The following is a 19,822-nucleotide window of genomic DNA, read 5'->3' as shown; positions in this document are numbered from 1 at the left end:
AAAAAGCAGAGGCAGTTGGAGAAATTATTGGGCGCTTCATCTTTTAGATAACCAGCATATGAGTTGTGACTGTCGACTGTAGATTGTAGATTGTAGATTGTCGACTTGCGACTTGCGACTCAGGAGGAAAATCCTCTGAATGGATGCGGAGCAAAATCCCTCTGTAATATTGTAGCGGATTGATAATCCCAAAAACGAAACAGGTACAGATATGGCAGACGTAGTTTTAATTTCAGGAAGTCCGCGGGCAGATAGCAACACGGAGTTCCTGCTGAATGTATGCAAAGAGGAGCTGGAAGCGGCAGAACTCACCGCAAAAATTCTCTCGCTCCGCGGAAACCCCATTCAGTCCTGCATCGCCTGCGGCCAGTGCGCGAAGCTTGGTAAATGCTCCTTACAGGACGGCTTAAACGAGATTCTCCCTGACATCCGCGAGGCTGACGGTTTTATTATCGGTGCTCCGGTCTACTTTGGAACCGCACGCGGAGATGTGATGAATCTTCTTCAGCGCGTTGCGATGGTTGCTCGGGTAAACGGTAACTGGCTGTCCAGAAAGGTTGGCGGACCGGTTGTTGTCGCACGCCGCGGCGGCCACTCGGCAACACTGCAGGAGATGCTGATGATGTTTTTCATCTCTGATATGATTGTTCCGGGTTCGAGCTACTGGAATATCGCGTTCGGCCATGCGGCAGGAACGGTTGCCGATGATGCAGAAGGCATTGCAACGATGCGGAAGTTTGCGCAGAACACGGCGTATCTGATTTTACAGATGCGCAAATAATTTTTTTTGCTGTTTGAAACGCGAGTCGCATGCCTTCGGCATGCGACTCGTGCCATTCGCGTTTCAAATTTTACCAAAAAAAAGTATTCGAGGGTGGATCCCCCTTTAAAATCATGCAAACATTAAATCTTTGAGATTAAATCGCGCAGCACAGCCTCAGGATCCTTCGCCTTCACCACACTCGACGCAAGGAGCACACCGTCCGCTCCAAGTTCCAGCGCTTTCTTCACGCACTCGCCTGACTGAATACCAGCCCCGCACAGAACCTTCACCTCAGGATTCACGCGGTGCACACCCTCAACCGAGCTCTGGATAATCTCAGGATTTGCCGTAGCAACCGAAATGCCTGAACCGATCAGCTCAGGAGGCTCGATCGCAACATATGTCGGCGCAAACAGAGCAGCAGCCGCAGACACCGCCGCATTATTCGTGCAGACCACCGACTCCAGATGATGGAACTTTGCCGCGGCAACCGTAGCCTCAATATCAGCAATCGTCAACCTGCGCTCAGAGTGATTAATCAGTGACCCAACACAACCTGCCGCACGGACCGTAAACGCAGGAACACGTCCCGTAAACGCACCCTCGACAGGATCAATATGCTGAGCATACACCGGAATCTCATAATGCTTACAGAACGGATGAAGTTCCGTAAACTGCGGAGCAACACCAATCGTCACCCCGGACTCCTGCATCACAAGCTCTGCCGCAGTCCCTATCTGGCCGGCATTATTTCCCGCACCCTCGCGGTACGACTTAAAATTAATAAGAATAAGGGGAGATGCCATTTGGAATAGCCCACTTATTTCTTCTTTACCTGTAAAACATCGCCCAGCGTCGTTGCAGGTGCGCCACCCTGCTGAAGCGAGTTTGCATCACCATCTGAATCAAGAAGCCGGATGCCAAGCTCGCTCTCGAGCTTGCTGCGTTCAGCCTCGGTCGGCGCACGCTCTCCGCGCTCAAGTTTCTTGATGTCGCCTTCCTGCATCTTCAGGATAAAAGCAAGATCCTTCTGGGTATATCCTTTCTCCTGACGTGCCGCAGTGATCCGCTTTGCGAAATCCTCCACAACATCGCCCTCAATATAATCGAACATATCGCGTTTGCGAGGGGTTGACGGGGTGGATGCAGGCGCGGACTTTCTTGTCAGCGTCGGCTTGCCGTATCCGGCGCTGGCAACTTTTGGTGCCTGAATCTCTGTGCCGAGCTTGGCACATTTATCGCAAACCTTCATTGGTTTGGCACCCTCAATCTGCACCAGTCTTGCCTTCTTGGTGAGAGGTGCACCACATAACTCACAGTATTCTGTTTGCATGATAAATTCGCCGTTATCTATTTTTTATTTCTAACACATTAACGATTCGGATACCGATACATTTCAGGAATGAATGAAAACCTGATATCATTCAATCCAAAACTCGGATGAGAAGATATTTTAGCGATATACACTGATATACCCGTAAGTTGCCATGTCAGAAACACCCGATATTATGTCGCCGTTAGCGAGCGATCAGAATACGGCAGACAGCAGGGCCCCGTTGCCTGAGGAGAGCGAGCTTGCAGCTCTGCGAAAGACGAATGTTTCGTTGGAGAGCAGAAACTACGAGCTTCGCGAACAGGTCCGCCAGCTCAGGCTCCAGAACGCGGCAGCAGAGTCGCAGCGGGATCAGCAGAAGCGCGAGGTAAAAAAACTGCGTGAAGAGCTTGACAGCTACCGCAGCCCTCCTCTGGTGCTTGGAACCATCGAGTCGGTTCTCGACGAAAACCATGCGGTGGTGAGGAGCACGACCGGCCCGCAGTTCCTTTCCCGAATAAGTGAACATCTCACGTCAACGAAGGATGTGGTGCCGGGCGCCCAGTGCGCGATGCACCTTCAGTCATTCACGGTCGTTGACATTCTGCCTGCACGATATGATATGCAGGTGGAGACGATGGAGATTTTAGACGCTCCGTCAGTTACGTATGACGACATCGGCGGTCTTGAGGAGCAGAAGCAGATGCTCCGCGAGTCGGTTGAGCTGCCACTCAAGTCGCCGAAGCTGTTTGAGGCGGTCGGTATTGAGCCGCCGAAAGGGGTGCTGATGTACGGGCCGCCCGGAACCGGCAAGACGCTGCTGGCAAAAGCAGTCGCCCATCACACGAAGGCGACGTTTATTCATGTGGTCGGATCCGAGCTGGTGCAGAAGTACATCGGTGAGGGAGCGAGACTGGTTCGCGAGCTGTTCCAGATGGCACGCGAACGGGCTCCTGCTATCGTTTTCATCGATGAGATCGATGCGATCGGAGCGTCAAGGATGCATGATGCCTACTCGGCAGGGGATCATGAGGTCAACCGTACACTCATGCAGCTGCTTGCAGAGCTTGACGGTTTTGACAAACGCGGCGATGTGAAAGTTATCGGCGCAACGAACCGTCAGGATATTCTTGACAAGGCACTCCTGCGCCCGGGGCGGTTTGACCGCATCATTGAGTTCCCGCTGCCGGACGCGAAAGGACGGAAGGTAATTCTTGAGATTCATACGAAGAAAATGAATCTGCGAAAAACCGTTTCCTTAGAGGAAATTGCGGACCAGACCGAAGGAATGAATGGTTCAGAGCTGATGGCGGTCTGTGTTGAGGCAGGTATGAATGCAATCCGCAAGCGGCGGACGATGATCAATCAGGAAGACTTCGCGAAAGCTCTTGTGTCGGTGAAGAGCGGCAGGACCGGTATCGTGATGCAGCAGCCGGACGCGATGTACTCCTAAACTTTTTTTAGATATCTTCTAACATTTTCTCAGTCTGATGGTGATGATGCGTGGAATTTCCGGATCATCATCTGCGGTTTCGTGCAGCGCGTCCATAACAAAACCTGCGGCGAAAGCAGACCCGAGTATCTCCTGAAGCGAACGATGATAATAATTTTGCAGAACCGGCTGGCCGGCGATTGCCGTATCCTTATGGATGCAGCTTGAGAGATACTGACCGTGTGGATACGTAAAGCAGGGATGGTGCGTGGTAAACACAAAAATTCCGTTTCGGCACAGCAGCTCATACACTCCGAAAAATAATGGGTTGATATCAGCGATGTCCATGACCGCCATGTTGGAGACCGCTTTGGTAAAACAATTTTTTCGTTTGAGTTGAGAGAGCTGTGCAGAATCGGTCGCATCGCAGACAACAAACTCGGCGTTGTGCAAAATATGTGACCGTCGACGTTTTGCATGTGCAATCATTTTTGGGCTGTAGTCAAAAGCAACCGCCCGTGCGCCAAGTTCCACAATTCTTTGGGTGAAGTTTCCTGTGCCGCAGGCAATATCCAGCACGAAATCGCCTGACTTTATCTCCAGCAGTTTTTCCGTATACGGACGGACCAGTTCACGATGAAAAGCATTCGAGTTATCACCCATTTTTTCATCCCAGTAATCCGCGTTCGCCTCCCATGCCAGTAAACTTTCATCAGTAGTATTATTCATCAAGAAATCTCTGAGGATAGTATGATTTGAATACGAAAAAAAGGTATGCGGAAATTTTTCGAATGATCTGTCTGACCAGACACAAAATGCCAAAACCGAACTTTTCAATAGTTACCAAGACCTAAAGTACTTTTCAATTATGGTTCCTCCAAAGAAACTCACTCCTGCGATGGAACAGGTCAGGACATTCAAGGAACAGTATCCTGACTGCGTTCTTTTCATGCGGATGGGGGACTTTTACGAAACCTTCTGGGAGGACGCAGAAATATGTGCCAGAGAGCTTGACATCGTGCAGACCACGAGGTCCAAGGACCCTGACGGCAACCAGATACCGCTTGCAGGAATCCCGTATCATGCACTGGACCTTTACCTGCCGCGGATGATTCGCAAAGGCTACAAAGTGGCAATCTGTGAACAGGTTGAGGATCCAAAAACCGCCAAAGGCTGTGTGAAACGTGATGTCGTCCGCGTGGTAACGCCCGGAACCGCGATTGACACGGGCATTGTGGATGGCAGTGCGGCGCACTATCTGATGGCACTATCAGTTGACGCCAAAAAAAATCATGCCGGACTTGCATTTCTTGATATCACCACCGGCGAATTTTTTGTCAAAGACATTGCATCAGAAGACAACCATGCATCCCTTGCAACCGAGATCGAACGCTACACGCCCGCAGAAATTTTGGTGCCGCAGGGAGTTTCAGCAGACCTCATCAGTTTTCTTGCCGGCACCGGCAGGGTCCTCACCCCGGGCAGGTCAGGCCTGTTTTCCGACGGGGATGCGGTACTCTGCGAAGCATTCGGCGTTGCAACGCTGGAGGGATTCGACTGTGCTGACTCCCCGCTCTGCATCAGCGCCGCAGGAGCCGCTCTCAGATACGCGAAAGAAACCCAGAAGACCGCACTCCCGCACATCAGCGGATTTTCCCGCAAACATGCAAGCAATGCGATGGTGCTGGACGCAATAACGCTGCGAAACTTGGAAATTCTCTCGCCGCTCAGGGGAGACCGGAACGACACCACACTGTGTGGATTTTTGAACCGGACCAAAACACCGATGGGAAGCAGAACGCTTCGGTCGGTTGTCACCGTTCCCCTCCTGGACCCCGCAGCAGTCAACCGCAGACTTGATGCTGTCGAGTTTTTCAAAAATCGTCCCGTGCTCTGCGGAACGCTTGGCGCAGTGCTGGCAAGAGTTGCCGACATTGAGCGGATCGCAGGACGCATCGCCTACGGCAATGCGTCCCCACGCGATCTTCTGTCGCTTGCGACAACACTTGAACTGCTGCCCGAGATCGGGGACTCGATCGGAGAAACATCAGGACTTCTTGCTGAACAGCTTGCAAAAATTCCTGACTTTGCAGGAGTCGCGGATCTGATCAATGCCGCAATCGTCGACGATCCGCCCGTGGTGTATAGGAACGGCAACGTGATTCGCGCAGGCTACAACGCCGACCTCGACGAACTTCGTGACGTGCTGGCAAACGGGCGCGACTGGATCGCCGAGCTGCAGCAGAACGAACGGGACCGGACCGGCATCAAATCCCTGAAGATCGCCTACAACAACATCTTCGGCTACTATATCGAGGTCACGAGAGCGAACCTCGACAAAGTCCCGCCCGAATACGAGCGCAAGCAGACGACCGTGAACGGCGAGCGGTTCACGCTTCCGGCACTCCGCGAACGCGAAGCTCTGATGGCGCAGGCCGACAGCCGGATTCTCGCGCTTGAAGTGGCGCTCTATGAGTCGCTGATTGAGACCCTGCGAAATTATGTTCCTACATTCAAGGAGACCGCAGAGGCCGTTGGAACCATCGACATGATCGCATCCTTTGCCGAGCTTGCAGCTGCGAACAGGTATGTGCGGCCAGAATTTTCAAAGGGAGAAGATCTCCTCATCCGTGACGGACGCCACCCGATTGTCGAGAACTCGGTTCCGGGCGGCTATGTCCCGAACGACACCGAGATGAATGCGTCAGGCGACCAGATTCTGATTCTGACCGGAGCAAACATGGCAGGTAAGTCGACCTACATGCGAAGCGTTGCCCTCACCTGCATCATGGCGCAGATCGGCAGTTTCGTTCCCGCACGCTACGCAAAAGTCGGTATCGTGGACAGAATTTTCACCCGTGTGGGCGCGTCCGATGACCTCGCGGGCGGCCAGAGTACCTTTATGGTTGAGATGCTGGAGTTAGCCAACATCTTAAACAATGCAACCGAAAAAAGTCTGATTCTTCTTGACGAGATCGGCAGAGGCACGAGTACGGTGGACGGGTACTCGATTGCAAGGGCCGTTCTTGAGTATCTGCATGGAAAAGGGGCCGCAGGTCCCCGGACGCTGTTCGCAACGCATTTTCATCAGCTGATCGGTATGGAGCAGGAGCTCCGCCGCGTGAGAAACTATCACTTTGCGGTAAAGGAGGATCAGTACGACATCACGTTCCTTCGAAAACTCATTCCGGGAGCAACTGACCGGAGTTATGGTATTCATGTGGCCCGCATTGCAGGGGTTCCGAAAAAAGTTCTGACACGTGCCGAGACAATTCTGGATCAGGCACTTCGCGAGGATGCAGGGTCGGGCGGGAAAAAATACTACACCCAGATGCTTCTGGTGGATACGGCATCAGAATCCCTCACACCCGCAGTCTCCGCAGTTGAGGAACGGGTCCGCGAGGCGAACCTCAATGAGATGACGCCCATGCAGGCGCTGATGTTCGTCAATGAACTCAAATCAATTTTGGAGAGAAAGTAATGGGCATCATTACCGTTCTTGATGAAGAAACGATCAGCCACATCGCCGCAGGGGAAGTGGTCGAGCGGGCGGCGTCCGTCGTCAAAGAATTAGTCGAAAACGCGATTGATGCAGACGCACACAGAATCAAAATTGAACTTTTCGCAGACAGCACCGCGGTCACGCGAATTTCTGTCACCGACGATGGCATCGGCATGAGTGAAGAGGACGCACTCCTCGTTTTCCGCCAGCATGCAACAAGCAAAATCTCACGTCCGTCCGACCTCGCGGCAATTGCCACACTCGGATTTCGGGGCGAGGCAATGGCAAGCATCGCCGCAGTTTCCCAGGTCACCCTGGTCACCAAAGAACGCGGCAGCAGCAGTCCTGCGGCATGTAAGATTACGATTCACGGCGGTGAACTCATCGAGTGCACAGCAGCAGGCGCTCCCGAAGGAACCAGTGTAGTCGTTGAAGGCCTCTTTTACAACACACCGGCACGCAGAAAGTTTCAGAAAAACGTTGCTACCGAACTTTCGCACATCTATGACATGGTGGAGCGGCTCGCACTCGCGCACCGCACCATCTCGTTTGTTCTCCTCTATCAGGGAAAGGAACGGTTCCGCACCTACGGAAACGGCAGTTATCAGGACGTGATCGCAGCAGTCTTTGGCGCAACATTTGCCAAAGAACTGGTACCGGTTGAAGGAACCTATGGCCTCGTCAAAGTCTCAGGACTGATAACGAGACCCGGGTCAGAGATGAAAACAACGCCGAGTAGATTGTATCTTTCCATCAACCACCGGCAGATAAGTTCGCGGACTATTCAGTGGGCGGTCCGCGAAGGTTACGGCACACTGCTGCCGAAAGGAATGTACCCGGCAGCATTTCTCGACCTCGCAATTGATCCCCGCGACGTGGACGTCAACGTCCATCCGACGAAAAAAGAGGTCCGGCTCTCCCGCGAACGCGATGTCCAGAGAGGAGTGCAGGACGCGGTCTACTGTGCCCTGCACGAAACACCGGTGTTTGCTGTTGAACTGAACGCTCCCGCTCCACAGGAGATGCCAAAGCCGAAGACGGCGCAGCCGAGAGTGTCTCTCCCGCAGACAATTCTTGGCGAGGCGGTTGCCCCCTACGAACGGCGGGTGCGGCCAGTTCAGGAGATCCAAAAACCTGCCGCAGCCTCCCTCCGGCAGACCGACAAACAGCTGAGAAGGACAGAGACCTTTGAAGTTCCGGAGACAACAGAGTTCGTGCCTCAGGTCCTCGGCCAGATTGCAGATACCTACATCCTCGCAAAAAATGAGTCAGGAGATCTCATCGTCGTGGACCAGCATGCAGCGCACGAACGGGTGATGTATGATCTTTTACTCGCACGACAGAAGAGCGGGCTTGCCGGTCAGGAACTGCTCGTGCCAATCCAGCTGCATCTGACCAAACGCGAGACCGCAGCGATCGCAGATCTCTTGGATGTACTTGCAGAAGCAGGCTATCTCCTCGAGCCGTTCGGCAAGGATGTCTGGATGGTGCGCACCGTACCGGTCGTCTCCGAGACCCTCGGCGACCCGTCCGTGATTCATGAGATCATTACAGAGGCTCTTGACAAAACCTCGGGCGGCGGTGAAGAGAGTGTGCTTGACCGGGTGCTCAAGACCGCGGCATGCCGGGCGGTGGTCAAAGGCGCAACGCCGATGACCGTTGAACAGATGCAGAGACTCCTTCGCCAGCTGATGGCAACCGCGTCCCCCTACACGTGCCCGCACGGAAGACCGACCACCATCGTGCTGACCAAAGAACGGTTTGCCGCAATGTTTCTGCGGACATGAAGATTTTATTTTTGTGAGGAGCATTTTATTATAGGAAACTAGTACCGGTACCTCTCAGGTAGCAGAACGAATGGCCAAGCACAACTCCCCACCATCCGCATCATGAAACTCACTGAACTTCATCTGGAAAATATTACAAGGTTTGAAAAACTGGACATCACCTTTTCTCCCGGCATCAATGTAATCATCGGAGAAAACGGAATTGGAAAAACACATATCCTCAAGATACTGTATGCCGCCTGCCGGTCGATTGAAGATGGAATCTCGTTTCCGTACAAACTTGTGCGGGTGTTCCAGCCGGCAGAAAGAGGAATAAACCGGCTGGTGCGCAGAACCAGCGGGAAGGCCTATCGGGGAATTATTGAGATAATGTCAGACTCAGCATCGATTTCCTGCGAGATAAGTATAGCTTCAAGGGAGTATGAGTCTGCCCGGCTCTATGGCACCGAAAAGTGGAATGCACAGAAAGACAGCACCAGTCTCTTTATTCCGGAAAAGGATGTTCTGCTGTATACACGGCAGATAAATGCGGCCACGTCGAGAAATTATTTCGAGACCGATGACACGCAGATAGATCTGGTGGCGGCGGTCAATCAGAAGTGCAGGAGGGAGGGGGAGGAAAGTGTGTGCGGTGCACTCCCTGAAAGGATGTTACAGCATCGGGTGCGGGGTATCCTTCCGGGAAAACAGCGGTATTATCTGAAGACCGGAAGAAAACAAGAGATGACGATGGTATCTTCTGCAATGAAGAAAATTGCAGTACTCAAGACGCTGGGGATGAACGACAGCCTTTGTAAAGCGAATATACTGTTCTGGGACGCGCCTGATGTGGATATGGATTCCGGGAGCATGGAAGCCATCACAGACCTGATTCTTGATCTGTCCAGAAAGAAAAAACAGATATTTCTTACAACAAACAACTGCCTGTTTGCCAGATATCTGGAGGCACGGGCTGATGAAAAGGATGTGATGCTATATCACTCTATTTACCCGAACAATTATCGGCAGAGACTGGCCACGGCCAGCGGCCGAAAGATATCCGAGATGCGTGACACTCCGATGGAGAAAAAGTTCTCCAAAATACTGAGGGTTATCTGCGGACTGCAAACCGATACGGGTTATGTTCGGGAAGAGTTCGAGGATGAACTGGATGAGGAAGAGGACGATGGAGATGATCAGGAGTAAATCCTGATCTGATTTTTTTTACAGAAAAACACAACCATGATTACCGAGCGAGGCGGCCGTCGAACTTTCTGCCGCAGGTTTTACATTTTCCGTGGGAAATACCAGGCATCTTTGTCACATAGCCTGCCCGAAGAATCAGCAGTTCCCCGCACTCAGGGCACAGGGTCTGAGATCCTGCGGCATGCATGATGTTGCCGATGTAAGGATAGTAGAGGCCGTGATCTTTTGCCTGCAAAAAGATCCGGTCGAGTGTCTCTTTTGGTGTCGGTTTCTCGCGGTCCATCTGGTACATGGGAGTAAACCGCGTAAAGTGATGAGGAACCGCGAGCCCTAGATTCTCCATCTCCCACTCAAGCATGATATCGATCTCTTCGGAACTATCATTGTAGCCGGGAATCACCAGCGTCACCAGCTCCAGATGAAGTCCAAGCTCTTTTGCAAGGAGAATGGTGTCCAGCACCGGAATCAGACGTGCGCCGCAGACCTTCTGATAAAACTCATCGGTGAAAGCCTTCAGATCCACACGAATCGCGCCGAGATATTTTGCGAGCTCGCGGAGAGCCTCCTCGCTGATGTAGCCGTTCGTGATAAACGCAGAACCAAGGCCTGCGGAGTCAGCGAGCCGCAGGGTGTCCAGCACGTACTCAAAGGAGATCGTCGGCTCATTATACGTGAACGAGATGCTCTTCGCAGAAGTTGCCGTCGCCTCTTCAACCAGATGTTCCGGAGAAACATACGTTGCCGGCAGTTCCCGCACCTGCGACAGCGTAAAATTCTGGCAGTGACGGCAGGTGAAGTTGCAGCCGTAACTGCTCACAGAAAATGTCTGGGTTCCCGGAAGATAATGATAGAGCGGCTTTTTCTCGATCGGGTCAAGGCCCGCAGCAGTCAGACGGCCGTAGCTGTTCGAGTAGAGAATGCCGCAGATATTTTCCCGCACACCGCAAAATCCCCGCTCACCGTCGGTGATCCGGCAGTGTCTCGGACACACGCCGCAGACGACGGCATCGTCTGCAACTCGGGAAAGGAGCGCCTTATGCATACTCAAAGTATAGTCAGAGAATCTATATCAAAGAGTGCATCGAAGAAAATATATTATGAGATTAGCATGCTGCGGCATGGACTGTGACGCCTGTCCCTACCCAGGCAACTGTCCCGGATGCCGCGAGGTTGACGGAAAACCGTTCTGGACCGCGTATGCAAACATACCGGTCTGTAAAATCTTTGACTGCTGTGCAAACGAACGTGCCCGGACCAACTGCGGAAAGTGTCCAGAGGTTCCGTGTCACCGCTACTTTGCCAACCCTGACCCCTACATGAGCGAGGAAGATGCAAAGAAGACTCTTGAAAAAAAGATGAAAAATCTCAGATCGGTTTGATCTCATCCAAAATGCAGTGATAGAGGTAGCCGGAGAAGGGATCGTTCGAGAGAAAAATTCCGAGAACATCTCCGCTGTCCTCCACAATCTGAAGAAAATCGCGTCGATCTGCATAAATTGCGAGCCTGAGTTTAATGCTCCTGTCATCAGGGACATGCGGAGAAAAAAATCCATTCTCAATCTCGCGACCGCCAAGATAGCATTTGATGCTGGTAGACTCCGCGAGTTTTCTGTTTCGCAGAACCACGTAGAGATCGAGTCGTTTCTGAAGATCCGCCAGATCAAATGCGTAGCGTTTGAGAAACTCGGCGTCATCGCAGAAAATAATCATCTCTGACTTCGCCCGCTGAAACATCAGACGAATCTGGGAATCGATTGCATGAACATTCTGGAGTTCATATGCCTGCGTCAGACGTGCGGGACGGTCGCGTTCCAGATCCGTCAGATACTCGCTCAGTTCGTTTAGGGCTGACATGGTATCTGTCTTGATGTGCTCAAAAGTTTTTGCGACATCATTGACATGATACCGAACCGGCGACGCTCCCGAACAGCCGACGAAACGCTTCTCCATAAGCCGGTCCAGCGTTTCATAGACCCGACCGCGGGGAATCGAGGTGAGGTCATGGACCTCTCTTGCGCTTGCAACCCGCAGCTCGAACAGGGACGAGTAGACTTTTGCTTCATACTCGTTCATGCCGAATTTTTTCAGGCGGGATACAAGCTCCTCGTTCATTTATGCGTCTTCTCCGCCAAGGTCCAGCTTCTTTCTCTTCCAGTCGCCCTTGCGGTAGAAGTAGTAGTCGCAGATACACATGACAATGGAACCGCAGACGATCGCATACCAGATGTACTGGATCGGATAGCCAAGGTAGGCAAACATCGCAGAAAGCGCGACCTGCGTACAGATCTGTCCGGCGATTGCCGAGTACATGCCGGGGCGCGTCATGCCTGCTCCATTCATCGCAAACCCGAGCGTCATTGCCGCTGCAATGATGAAGTAGGAGAACGGGATGATGTGCATGAAGAGGATGCCGTCAACAAGCGCCTCGCCTTCCGCGCCGAAGAATGCCAGCAGCATCTCTGCGTTGAAGTAGTAGAAGACGGCAACACATGCCATGAAGATGGCATTGATGACAACCGCATACTTCACTGAAAGCTCGGCACGGTCAACACGTCCGGCACCAAGATTCTGACCGACCATCACAGCGATCGCAGTACAGAATCCCATCACGATGATGAGGCCAAGCATATCCAGACGAATCGAAATTCCGTATGCGGCAACGGCTGCCGTCCCATAGAATGTGGTGACGATGGCAGTCATCATCAAAAATCCGAAGCTTCTTACTCCGCTCTGGATTGCGCTCGGGATTGCGATGAAGACGATCTGTTTGATCAGGTCAGGCTCAAAGGTCCACTTCTTCGGCAGTCTGACCGGACTGTTTTTGAATGCCGGATGAAGATAAATCACGCCAAGCAGCAGAAAAATTCCTGCTCCTCGTGAAATGATTGAGGCATAGGCAGACCCTGCGATACCGAATGCCGGGAATCCTGCAAGACCCTGAATGAGGGTCGGGTTGAGGAGGATGTTGACGATGTTTACCGCTATCATAGCAAACATCGGTGTTCGTGAGTCGCCGCTGCTCTGAAATGCGGTGACCAGGGTCATTAAGATGACCATCACAAACAGACCCATCAGCATCGGCTGGAGAAACTTTACTCCTTCGGCAAGAGCTCCCGGGTCTGCTCCAAGAAGCAGAAGGAGTCCTTCGGACCAGAACATGCCGATGACGGCAATTATTGCGGAGATGATTAAAGCCAGATAGAGCGAGTGGGCGAGAATTACCTGAATGCGTTCATACCGCTGTGAGCCGTACGCTCGCGATATGAATGCAGCAGTGGCGGTGACAATACCAAACAGCACGGTCATTAAGACCATGATGATGGAGATACTCATCGTTCCCCCAGCAATGGCGTCCTGTCCGAGGTGGCCGATGAAGTACATGTCCACTACTTCAAGAACACTCTGCAGGATGTTGCTGATGATGATTGGGATGGCGATGATAATGAGGGCTTTTGTGATACTACCCTCGGTGATGATGTTTTCCCTTTCGGTCATGAGACTATACATGTGTGGTCTGTAAGGCAATAATAATACTGCTACTGAGTTCAGGTGCACCACGCATTTATGAGAGATGTCTTTAATGAGTAAAGATGAAAAAGACGTTTGTTCCAACGAGATGGACACTGGTATTCCTGCTTTGCGCAGCGATGCTTACTCTGATGGGTGGAGCGGCGGTCGCTCCGGCACTTCCTCTGATAAGTCAGGTGTTTCCTGACGTGCCAGAGTACCTGATCTCAATGATCATCACGCTGCCAAGCCTTGCGGTTGCCTGCACTGGGTATTTGGTCGGGATGGCATGCGACCGGTTTGGAAGAAAACCGATTCTTCTTTTGTCGCTGGTGATATTTTCGGTTGCCGGGTCAGCGGGATTTTTCCTTGATTCATTTCCGGCAATTCTTGCAAGCCGCGTTGTTCTCGGTATTGGTATTGCAGGTCTCATGACGGCAACGACCGCACTTATCACCGAGTATTATACAGGTGCCTCCAGAGTGAAGGTGCTTGGTTACCAGTCGGCTGCGATGGGTCTTGGCATTCTGATTCTTGAAACCGGAGGAGGAAGTCTTGCGGAGATCTCATGGAGAGAGCCGTTCTTGATTTATCTGGTGGGTTTTGTGATCCTCCTTGGAGCTATCTTTGCAATCAAGGAGCCTGCCCGTGAGCCGACTCACGGTCTGCGCGACAGCTCGGTGAAGCTGAACATGCGTGCGCTTCTACCAATTTATGTAACAATCTTTGTCGGGATGGCAATCATTTTCCTGATGCCAACCAAACTGCCATATCTTATTGCTCAGGTTGGCAGTACTTCTCTGATGGGGACCGGAGTTCTGCTTGGTCTGATGGGATTTTGTGCGGCGGTTGCCGGAATTTTTTACGGACGGCTTGCGGCACGGATGCCAAGAATGCAGATGATGTTTCTGTGTTTCCTCGTGCTCGGCGTGGGATGCTGTCTGCTTGGGTTTGCCTGGTCGGTCGCGGCAATTGCCGCTGCGGTAATTTTAGTCGGAGCAGGAAACGGCGCACTGATTCCGACAATTGTGAACTGGATCACCAATGAGGCACCGATTCGTGCGATGGGAAAGGCGACCGGAATTTTTTCGATGTCGCTGAACCTCGGACAGTTTGCATCCTCACTTCTGGTGGTGCCGGTTCTGGTAATTGTCGGGTCGTACAGTAATTTGTTTCTGGTTACCGGGTTTTTGGGAATTCTTATTGCTTTGATCTTTGCGGTTGTGTGGAGACGGGAAGTACGAATTTCTGAAACTTCATAACCTCGAAAGGGAAATAGATAGTCATGACCGATATTGTGTTTATTACCGATGTACATGGAAAGTATGAGGTGATTTCCCAAATTTTTGATGAGGTGGAGCCGGATTACGTTTTCATCGGCGGCGACCTGACGGATTTCGGACCTCTGGAAGGAGTGATTCCTGCGCTTGAGGAAATTCCTGCACCAACACTGGTGATTCCCGGCAACTGTGATCCAAAAGAGATTGTGCAGATTATTGAGGCGTCGGACGCGGTCTCACTGCATCTGAAGAGTATTGATCTCGGCACGATTACGGTCTCAGGTCTTGGCGGATCAAACACGACTCCGTTCAATACTCTGTTTGAGCTGTCTGAGGAGGAGATCGCAACAGCTCTTGCAGGCGTTCTTGCGAAGATGAAAAAGAACCGGTGGAATATTCTGGTGACGCATGCTCCGCCAAAAGGTGCGCTCGATGGAATCGGCGAGGACGGATCGGTTCACGTGGGTTCTGAGTCGGTGGCGGCTGTTGTCCGTGAGTTTGATATCATCTGCTGCGGACACATTCATGAACAGAAGGGCGTCGTTGAGTTCGAGCGACGCATCTGTGTGAACCCTGGACCGGCATCCGAAGGAAACTATTCGGTGATTACTCTGAACGATGAGGATGAACCGATCATTGTTCTGCGAAATGTGCATGATGAAAAAGATGAGTGAGAAAATTCTCGCGAAATTTTTTTGAAAATTTTTTTGAATAGGAGTTACGCGGTGATGAGTTTCGTTGCGGATTTTTCTGTAGGTGGTCTCGCTTGGAGTAACCACAGAACACACTGAACACACTGAACACACTGAACACACGGAGCACCACGGAAAAAACACAGAATACCGCTTCGCTTACGGAAAAAACGGAAAACCTAAGAGCATGGGCATATGTATAGGTCACCATTTTGAGATGACAACTTCCTTAGGCTTTCCGTGTTTTCCGTAAGCGAAGCGGTATTCTGTGTTTTTTTCCGTGGAATTCCGTGTGTTCTGTGTGTTCCGTGGTTGCCCCAAATAAAATCAAGGACAAAGAATCCCTTTTTCTTATGCTATTTCATACCGCGTAAGTCCTATTTGAAAAAATATTTTGAAAAAAATTTGAAAATTTTTTCGAGCCGCTTGCTCTCAAACTTTTTTTGCTGCCTTGGCATCAAGCAGGATTTCAAGATAGGATTTGGTGAGCCGTTCGCCCGTAATGCCTGCCACTGCGGCGACGCTTTCGATTGCAGCGATCGCTTCATCTTCGGTGAGAGAGAAGTCTGCTTCGATCTCAGAAAAAGTGCCGACATCTTCAACATTGTCAAGAGTAACGATGGCTTTCTCGCACTGATAGATCTCGCGGTGCTTGACAACCTCTGCGGTTTTTCTGAAGTTGAGCCGTTCAAGAATTATGCCGAAGTCTTCGCCGGAAGAGAGGTCGACGATGATTTCCTCGCGTGCCTTGAATCCTTCGCGACCGACTTTGGGGCCTTTGTAGGTGACATTAGGCGGCATGATCTTTCCGCAGGTCTGGTTTTTGGTGTACCGGACGCGAACAGCTTCGTCGGTCTGGGCAAAGTCTTTGTGCGGGGCATTGTAGTAGATATCGTGCTCGTCCTGCTCGGCGATGAGGACAGCTCCGTGTTTTTCGAGATTGTTCCGGATGGGTTCGAGTGACGGAACTTTGACTTTGATCTCAATCTCCAATGCCATGATGTTGTAGTATTCGGATTTGAGGGGATATAAGGGTAGGGGATTTTACTGGAGAGTTCCAAACTTTCCAAGAAAAATAGATATATCATTACCGGATGAATTCGCAAAATCTCTTAATGTATGAGGGCGCATAGTATAGGGAATTCGTATGGCTATTGAGAATGGCAACTATATTAAAATCAGCTACACCGGTTCTGTGAACGGTTCAGCTTTTGATACGACTGATGCTGAGGCAGCAAAGACGGCAGGAATTTTCCGCGAGAATGCGATGTATGGTCCGGCAGTGGTAAAGGTCGGCGCTGGTCATGTTCTGGTAGGCGTTGACGAGGATCTTGCAGGAAAGGATGTCGGCAAGGAGTACACGGTTGTTGTTCCGGCAGAGAAGGCATTCGGCGAGCACAAGAAGGATGAGCTGAAGGCAGTTGACAGAAAGGGTCTTCCGGAGAAGGTCGCAATGTTTGACCGCGTGACGGTTGACGGACGCGAAGGTGTTGTGGTAAATAAGATCGGCAACCGCTATCTGGTTGACTTTAACCACCCGCTCGCAGGCCAGGACCTCACCTATGTCTACACGATTGAGTCTGTTGTTGAGGATCCGATTGAGAAACTTGAAGGAACCATCCGCCTGTTCACCGGACGCGAGATGAAGGTCAGCAATGCACACAAGACGTTTGTGTCTGTTGAAGTCCCGCCAATGATGGCAATGTACAATCAAAACTGGATGATGACCGAGTACATGATCACGCAGGAGGCTTTTGGTCTCTTCCCGGAGATCGAGTCGGTCAAGTTCGTCGAGACCTTCCCGCGCCCAAACCTCAAGACTGAGGAAAAGGCAGAATAATTTTTTCTTCAGAGATGTTTCCGGAGATATCCGGATAACTTTTTTTCGGCGATTTTATTTTAGGAAATACAGTTTTGTCACAATATAAGAGTATTTATAGGAAAAGATCGGCTTTGTCAAGCCAAAATTAATGATTTATCAAGGCAGTAGACATTCAGAAATTTCTGACAAATAATGTCGTAAAAGAATTAATGAGGCGTTGAAAAAAGATTTTTCAATTGGATACCACATAGGTTTAGGAAAACCTAAACCTAATATATGTCCAAAGATAATATAACACGATAACGAGAACAAACGTATTGTATGAGAAAGAAATTAGTTGTAGTACTTGCGATGCTGTGTGTGCTCGCATTCTGCATGGCTCCGGCCGCAGCAACGACGTCCTCTGATCAGGTGACAAAGAACAGCGGCATGACTGTTACACCGATTATCGGTAATGTCATGTGGCCGAAATCATCAACCACTGGCTCAGTCACGCAAGGTGTAACAGAGAGATATACCTATACAGTACCTGCAGGATCAACAACGCTTACAGTAAGAGTTGCATGGGGAACCACAGCAAGCAATCTTGGTCTTGTTGTCCAGACTCCGGACAGTGTTATGCATGGTGAGTACGATGACGCAACCGATGGAAGCGTTAACGGTAGTCTTGCATTGCAATTCCAGGACAGCCCGCTCCAAAGCGGACAGTGGGTATTCTTTGTCAGAGGGAAGTCAGTGACAAGTTCACAATCATTTACTATCACCATAGTCAGCTCTTAAATGGTAGAAATCTATGAAAAACATCAAACCAATTTTTATTTTACTAATTATACTATCGCTATTGTTCACGCCGGTCATGGCAGATGACACTGTAATTTCGAGGGGGAGCCTGATCATCTCCGCAGTCCCAGACGATTTTGAAGATGACGAAACATTGGCACCTATCGAAAATCCTTGGATCATGGATCCGATATCAGAGTTAGAATATATTCTTACAATACTTTACACTGGAGTATGGGGTCTTCCTTCAATACTCATTTCACAACTCCTTGCAATATTCACAATTTTCCTCGGTGCAGGCGCTCTCGGCCTCCTCGTCACCCGCAAAAAACTCCCCGATGATCCTGAATCACGTCCAATGATTGTCTACAATGCAATCAAAGAAAATCCGGGAATGACCATGGCACAACTGCAGAAACTCACCGGAATTCCACGCGGATCAATTAACTACACGATTCATCGCTTAAGTCTTGCAGGCAAAATCAAAAAGACCACAGACAGTGGCGCGGGAAATTATTATCCTGTCAATGTCCAAGTAGCCGGACACGAAGAGTTCATGCACAAAGTCCTCACAGAGGAAAGGCCGAATAAAATATTTCAGACCATCATCGATCACCCCGGAGTTTCTCAAAAGATCTTAGTCGAAAAGACCGGTATTCCTCAGACAACACTTCAGTGGCATCTGTCCCAACTGGCAAAATACAATGCAATTGAAAGCGTTCGCAACAAAAACACAGTTCATTACACCGCAATCTCTGACTACGTTCTGCTGTACAATCAGCTTGTTGGAACAAAAAAACAGGAAATAGAGACTAAAAACAATGAAAATGTCGATAAGATTTCCGGAGAAACAACAAAGAAAAACACCGACAACACAAACGAATCATAACCCTCAGATATGAAAAAATGATGCAGAGTACCTCGCTAAAAAGTTCCATGGTTTTTCGATCCAAAACATTATCGTTGCTGGCTATTTTTCTCTTATGTTCGATTTTCTGTACTGGAGTTTCCGCAGATACGGGTGAGATGTACTACCCTCTCTCAGGACTAACTATCTCTCCGGCACCAGTAGACTTTGAAGACATCGATGATGGGATTCCTGTGGTGCTCGTGGAAAATCCGACATTTGATCCCATGAAATCATTACAGGAATATATTATCATAACCTACAGCCATGCTTTCGGTCTTCCCCCCGTGATTTTTACCGAATTTCTCTGGGTCATTTTTCTCTTTCTCACCACCGGTGCCCTCACCGGCCTTCTGGCACGCGACCCGTTCTCCTTCAAGCCCAACTCTCGGACAATGAAACTCTACAACGAAATAGTCGAAAACCCAGGTATTACCGCAACCGAACTTGCAAAGATCACCGAGACCTCGCGGGGGACCACGACTCATCACATCAATAAACTTGAGACTGCAGGAAAAGTCCGAAAGGTCGCAAGAAAAGGCATGACCTGTTTGTATGCAGGAGCTTGCAGCGAGGATGAAAGCATCGAGTTCATGCAGCGGCTCATCACCCGAGAAAAACCGCACAAAATATTCACCGCGATTGCAGAAGCTCCGGGAATCTCGCAGACAGAACTCATAGAAAAAACAAGCATCTCGCAGTCGACTTTGCAGTGGCATCTCTCGCAGCTTGCACGCTACAATGCAGTGGATACCTATCGCGAGAAAAACTTCATCCACTACACAATTCTTCCTGAGTATCTCAAGATCTATCAGAGCCTCACGAGCACAAACGAGAATAATGTAGAATAGGA

At 50.5% G+C, this 19,822-nt stretch carries 19 protein-coding genes; 12 read left to right on the top strand and 7 right to left on the bottom strand.

Annotated elements, in window-relative coordinates:
- Positions 1-211 precede the first annotated feature (211 nt).
- The gene (locus McpCs1_RS07640; RefSeq protein ID WP_338096668.1) at positions 212-781 is read left to right on the top strand and encodes a flavodoxin family protein; all 570 of its coding nucleotides are present in this window, start codon (positions 212-214) and stop codon (positions 779-781) included.
- 122 nt (positions 782-903) lie between these two features.
- Here McpCs1_RS07640 and tpiA read toward each other — a convergent pair whose 3' ends face one another.
- Positions 904-1,569: a triose-phosphate isomerase gene (gene tpiA / locus McpCs1_RS07635; RefSeq protein WP_338096667.1), complete on the bottom strand. Its 666-nt coding sequence runs from the start codon at positions 1,567-1,569 to the stop codon at positions 904-906.
- Between the two features lie 14 nt (positions 1,570-1,583).
- Positions 1,584-2,096: a multiprotein bridging factor aMBF1 gene (locus tag McpCs1_RS07630; RefSeq protein WP_338096666.1), complete on the bottom strand. Its 513-nt coding sequence runs from the start codon at positions 2,094-2,096 to the stop codon at positions 1,584-1,586.
- A gap of 154 nt (positions 2,097-2,250) precedes the next feature.
- Here McpCs1_RS07630 and McpCs1_RS07625 point away from each other — a divergent pair, with 154 nt between their 5' ends.
- Entirely contained in the window at positions 2,251-3,528 is a 1,278-nt protein-coding gene (locus McpCs1_RS07625; RefSeq protein ID WP_338096665.1) for a proteasome-activating nucleotidase, read from the top strand.
- An 18-nt stretch (positions 3,529-3,546) separates the two neighbouring features.
- Here McpCs1_RS07625 and McpCs1_RS07620 read toward each other — a convergent pair whose 3' ends face one another.
- Positions 3,547-4,236, bottom strand: coding sequence for a class I SAM-dependent DNA methyltransferase (locus tag McpCs1_RS07620; protein WP_338096664.1), 690 nt, complete (start codon positions 4,234-4,236; stop codon positions 3,547-3,549).
- Positions 4,237-4,375: 139 nt separating this feature from the next.
- Here McpCs1_RS07620 and mutS point away from each other — a divergent pair, with 139 nt between their 5' ends.
- The 3 genes from mutS (at position 4,376) to McpCs1_RS07605 (ending at position 9,981) form a co-directional block, all read left to right on the top strand.
- Entirely contained in the window at positions 4,376-6,988 is a 2,613-nt protein-coding gene (gene mutS, locus McpCs1_RS07615; RefSeq protein ID WP_338096663.1) for a DNA mismatch repair protein MutS, read from the top strand.
- Positions 6,988-8,796 (top strand): DNA mismatch repair endonuclease MutL, encoded by a 1,809-nt coding sequence (gene mutL / locus McpCs1_RS07610; RefSeq protein WP_338096662.1) that lies wholly within the window; start codon positions 6,988-6,990, stop codon positions 8,794-8,796. The genes mutS and mutL overlap by 1 nt, the downstream gene beginning before the upstream one ends.
- A 102-nt stretch (positions 8,797-8,898) precedes the next feature.
- Positions 8,899-9,981 carry an AAA family ATPase gene (locus McpCs1_RS07605; protein WP_338096661.1) on the top strand — a complete coding sequence of 361 codons (1,083 nt, stop codon included), beginning with the start codon at positions 8,899-8,901 and terminating at the stop codon, positions 9,979-9,981.
- A gap of 40 nt (positions 9,982-10,021) precedes the next feature.
- Here McpCs1_RS07605 and amrS read toward each other — a convergent pair whose 3' ends face one another.
- Positions 10,022-11,023, bottom strand: a complete 1,002-nt coding sequence (amrS, locus tag McpCs1_RS07600) for an AmmeMemoRadiSam system radical SAM enzyme (protein ID WP_338096660.1) — start codon at positions 11,021-11,023, stop codon at positions 10,022-10,024.
- 76 nt (positions 11,024-11,099) lie between these two features.
- On the opposite strand from amrS, the gene McpCs1_RS07595 reads away from it, so the two are divergent.
- Complete coding sequence (locus tag McpCs1_RS07595) at positions 11,100-11,360, top strand: DUF3795 domain-containing protein (protein WP_338096659.1); 261 nt, start codon at positions 11,100-11,102, stop codon at positions 11,358-11,360.
- Here McpCs1_RS07595 and McpCs1_RS07590 read toward each other — a convergent pair.
- Both McpCs1_RS07590 and McpCs1_RS07585 read right to left on the bottom strand, forming a co-directional pair.
- A complete protein-coding gene (locus tag McpCs1_RS07590) occupies positions 11,347-12,093 on the bottom strand; it encodes a TrmB family transcriptional regulator (protein ID WP_338096658.1) in 747 nt (248 codons plus the stop codon). The two genes, McpCs1_RS07595 and McpCs1_RS07590, sit on opposite strands and share 14 nt — an antisense overlap.
- Positions 12,094-13,476 (bottom strand): MATE family efflux transporter, encoded by a 1,383-nt coding sequence (locus tag McpCs1_RS07585; protein WP_338096657.1) that lies wholly within the window; start codon positions 13,474-13,476, stop codon positions 12,094-12,096.
- Positions 13,477-13,571: 95 nt separating this feature from the next.
- Here McpCs1_RS07585 and McpCs1_RS07580 point away from each other — a divergent pair, with 95 nt between their 5' ends.
- The gene (locus tag McpCs1_RS07580; protein ID WP_338096656.1) at positions 13,572-14,750 is read left to right on the top strand and encodes an MFS transporter; all 1,179 of its coding nucleotides are present in this window, start codon (positions 13,572-13,574) and stop codon (positions 14,748-14,750) included.
- 23 nt (positions 14,751-14,773) lie between these two features.
- A complete protein-coding gene (locus tag McpCs1_RS07575) occupies positions 14,774-15,442 on the top strand; it encodes a metallophosphoesterase family protein (protein ID WP_338096655.1) in 669 nt (222 codons plus the stop codon).
- Positions 15,443-15,892: 450 nt separating this feature from the next.
- On the opposite strand, the gene cyaB is transcribed toward McpCs1_RS07575, so the two are convergent.
- Positions 15,893-16,459 carry a class IV adenylate cyclase gene (cyaB, locus tag McpCs1_RS07570; protein ID WP_338096654.1) on the bottom strand — a complete coding sequence of 189 codons (567 nt, stop codon included), beginning with the start codon at positions 16,457-16,459 and terminating at the stop codon, positions 15,893-15,895.
- Between the two features lie 148 nt (positions 16,460-16,607).
- On the opposite strand from cyaB, the gene McpCs1_RS07565 reads away from it, so the two are divergent.
- The 4 genes from McpCs1_RS07565 to McpCs1_RS07550 all read left to right on the top strand — a co-directional run bounded on the left by McpCs1_RS07565 (position 16,608) and on the right by McpCs1_RS07550 (position 19,820).
- Positions 16,608-17,300 carry an FKBP-type peptidyl-prolyl cis-trans isomerase gene (locus McpCs1_RS07565; protein WP_338096653.1) on the top strand — a complete coding sequence of 231 codons (693 nt, stop codon included), beginning with the start codon at positions 16,608-16,610 and terminating at the stop codon, positions 17,298-17,300.
- A 303-nt stretch (positions 17,301-17,603) separates the two neighbouring features.
- Positions 17,604-18,062, top strand: a complete 459-nt coding sequence (locus tag McpCs1_RS07560; protein WP_338096652.1) for a hypothetical protein — start codon at positions 17,604-17,606, stop codon at positions 18,060-18,062.
- A 76-nt stretch (positions 18,063-18,138) separates the two neighbouring features.
- Positions 18,139-18,951, top strand: a complete 813-nt coding sequence (locus tag McpCs1_RS07555; RefSeq protein ID WP_338096651.1) for a winged helix-turn-helix transcriptional regulator — start codon at positions 18,139-18,141, stop codon at positions 18,949-18,951.
- 137 nt (positions 18,952-19,088) lie between these two features.
- The gene (locus McpCs1_RS07550) at positions 19,089-19,820 is read left to right on the top strand and encodes a winged helix-turn-helix transcriptional regulator (RefSeq protein WP_338096650.1); all 732 of its coding nucleotides are present in this window, start codon (positions 19,089-19,091) and stop codon (positions 19,818-19,820) included.
- Positions 19,821-19,822 lie beyond the last annotated feature (2 nt).

Source organism: Methanorbis rubei, assembly GCF_032714495.1.
In the GTDB taxonomy this organism is placed as follows: Archaea; Halobacteriota; Methanomicrobia; order Methanomicrobiales; family Methanocorpusculaceae; genus Methanocorpusculum; species Methanocorpusculum rubei.
The sequence above is the reverse complement of the archived record's forward strand: the minus strand, read 5'-3'. Positions and strand labels throughout refer to the sequence as shown.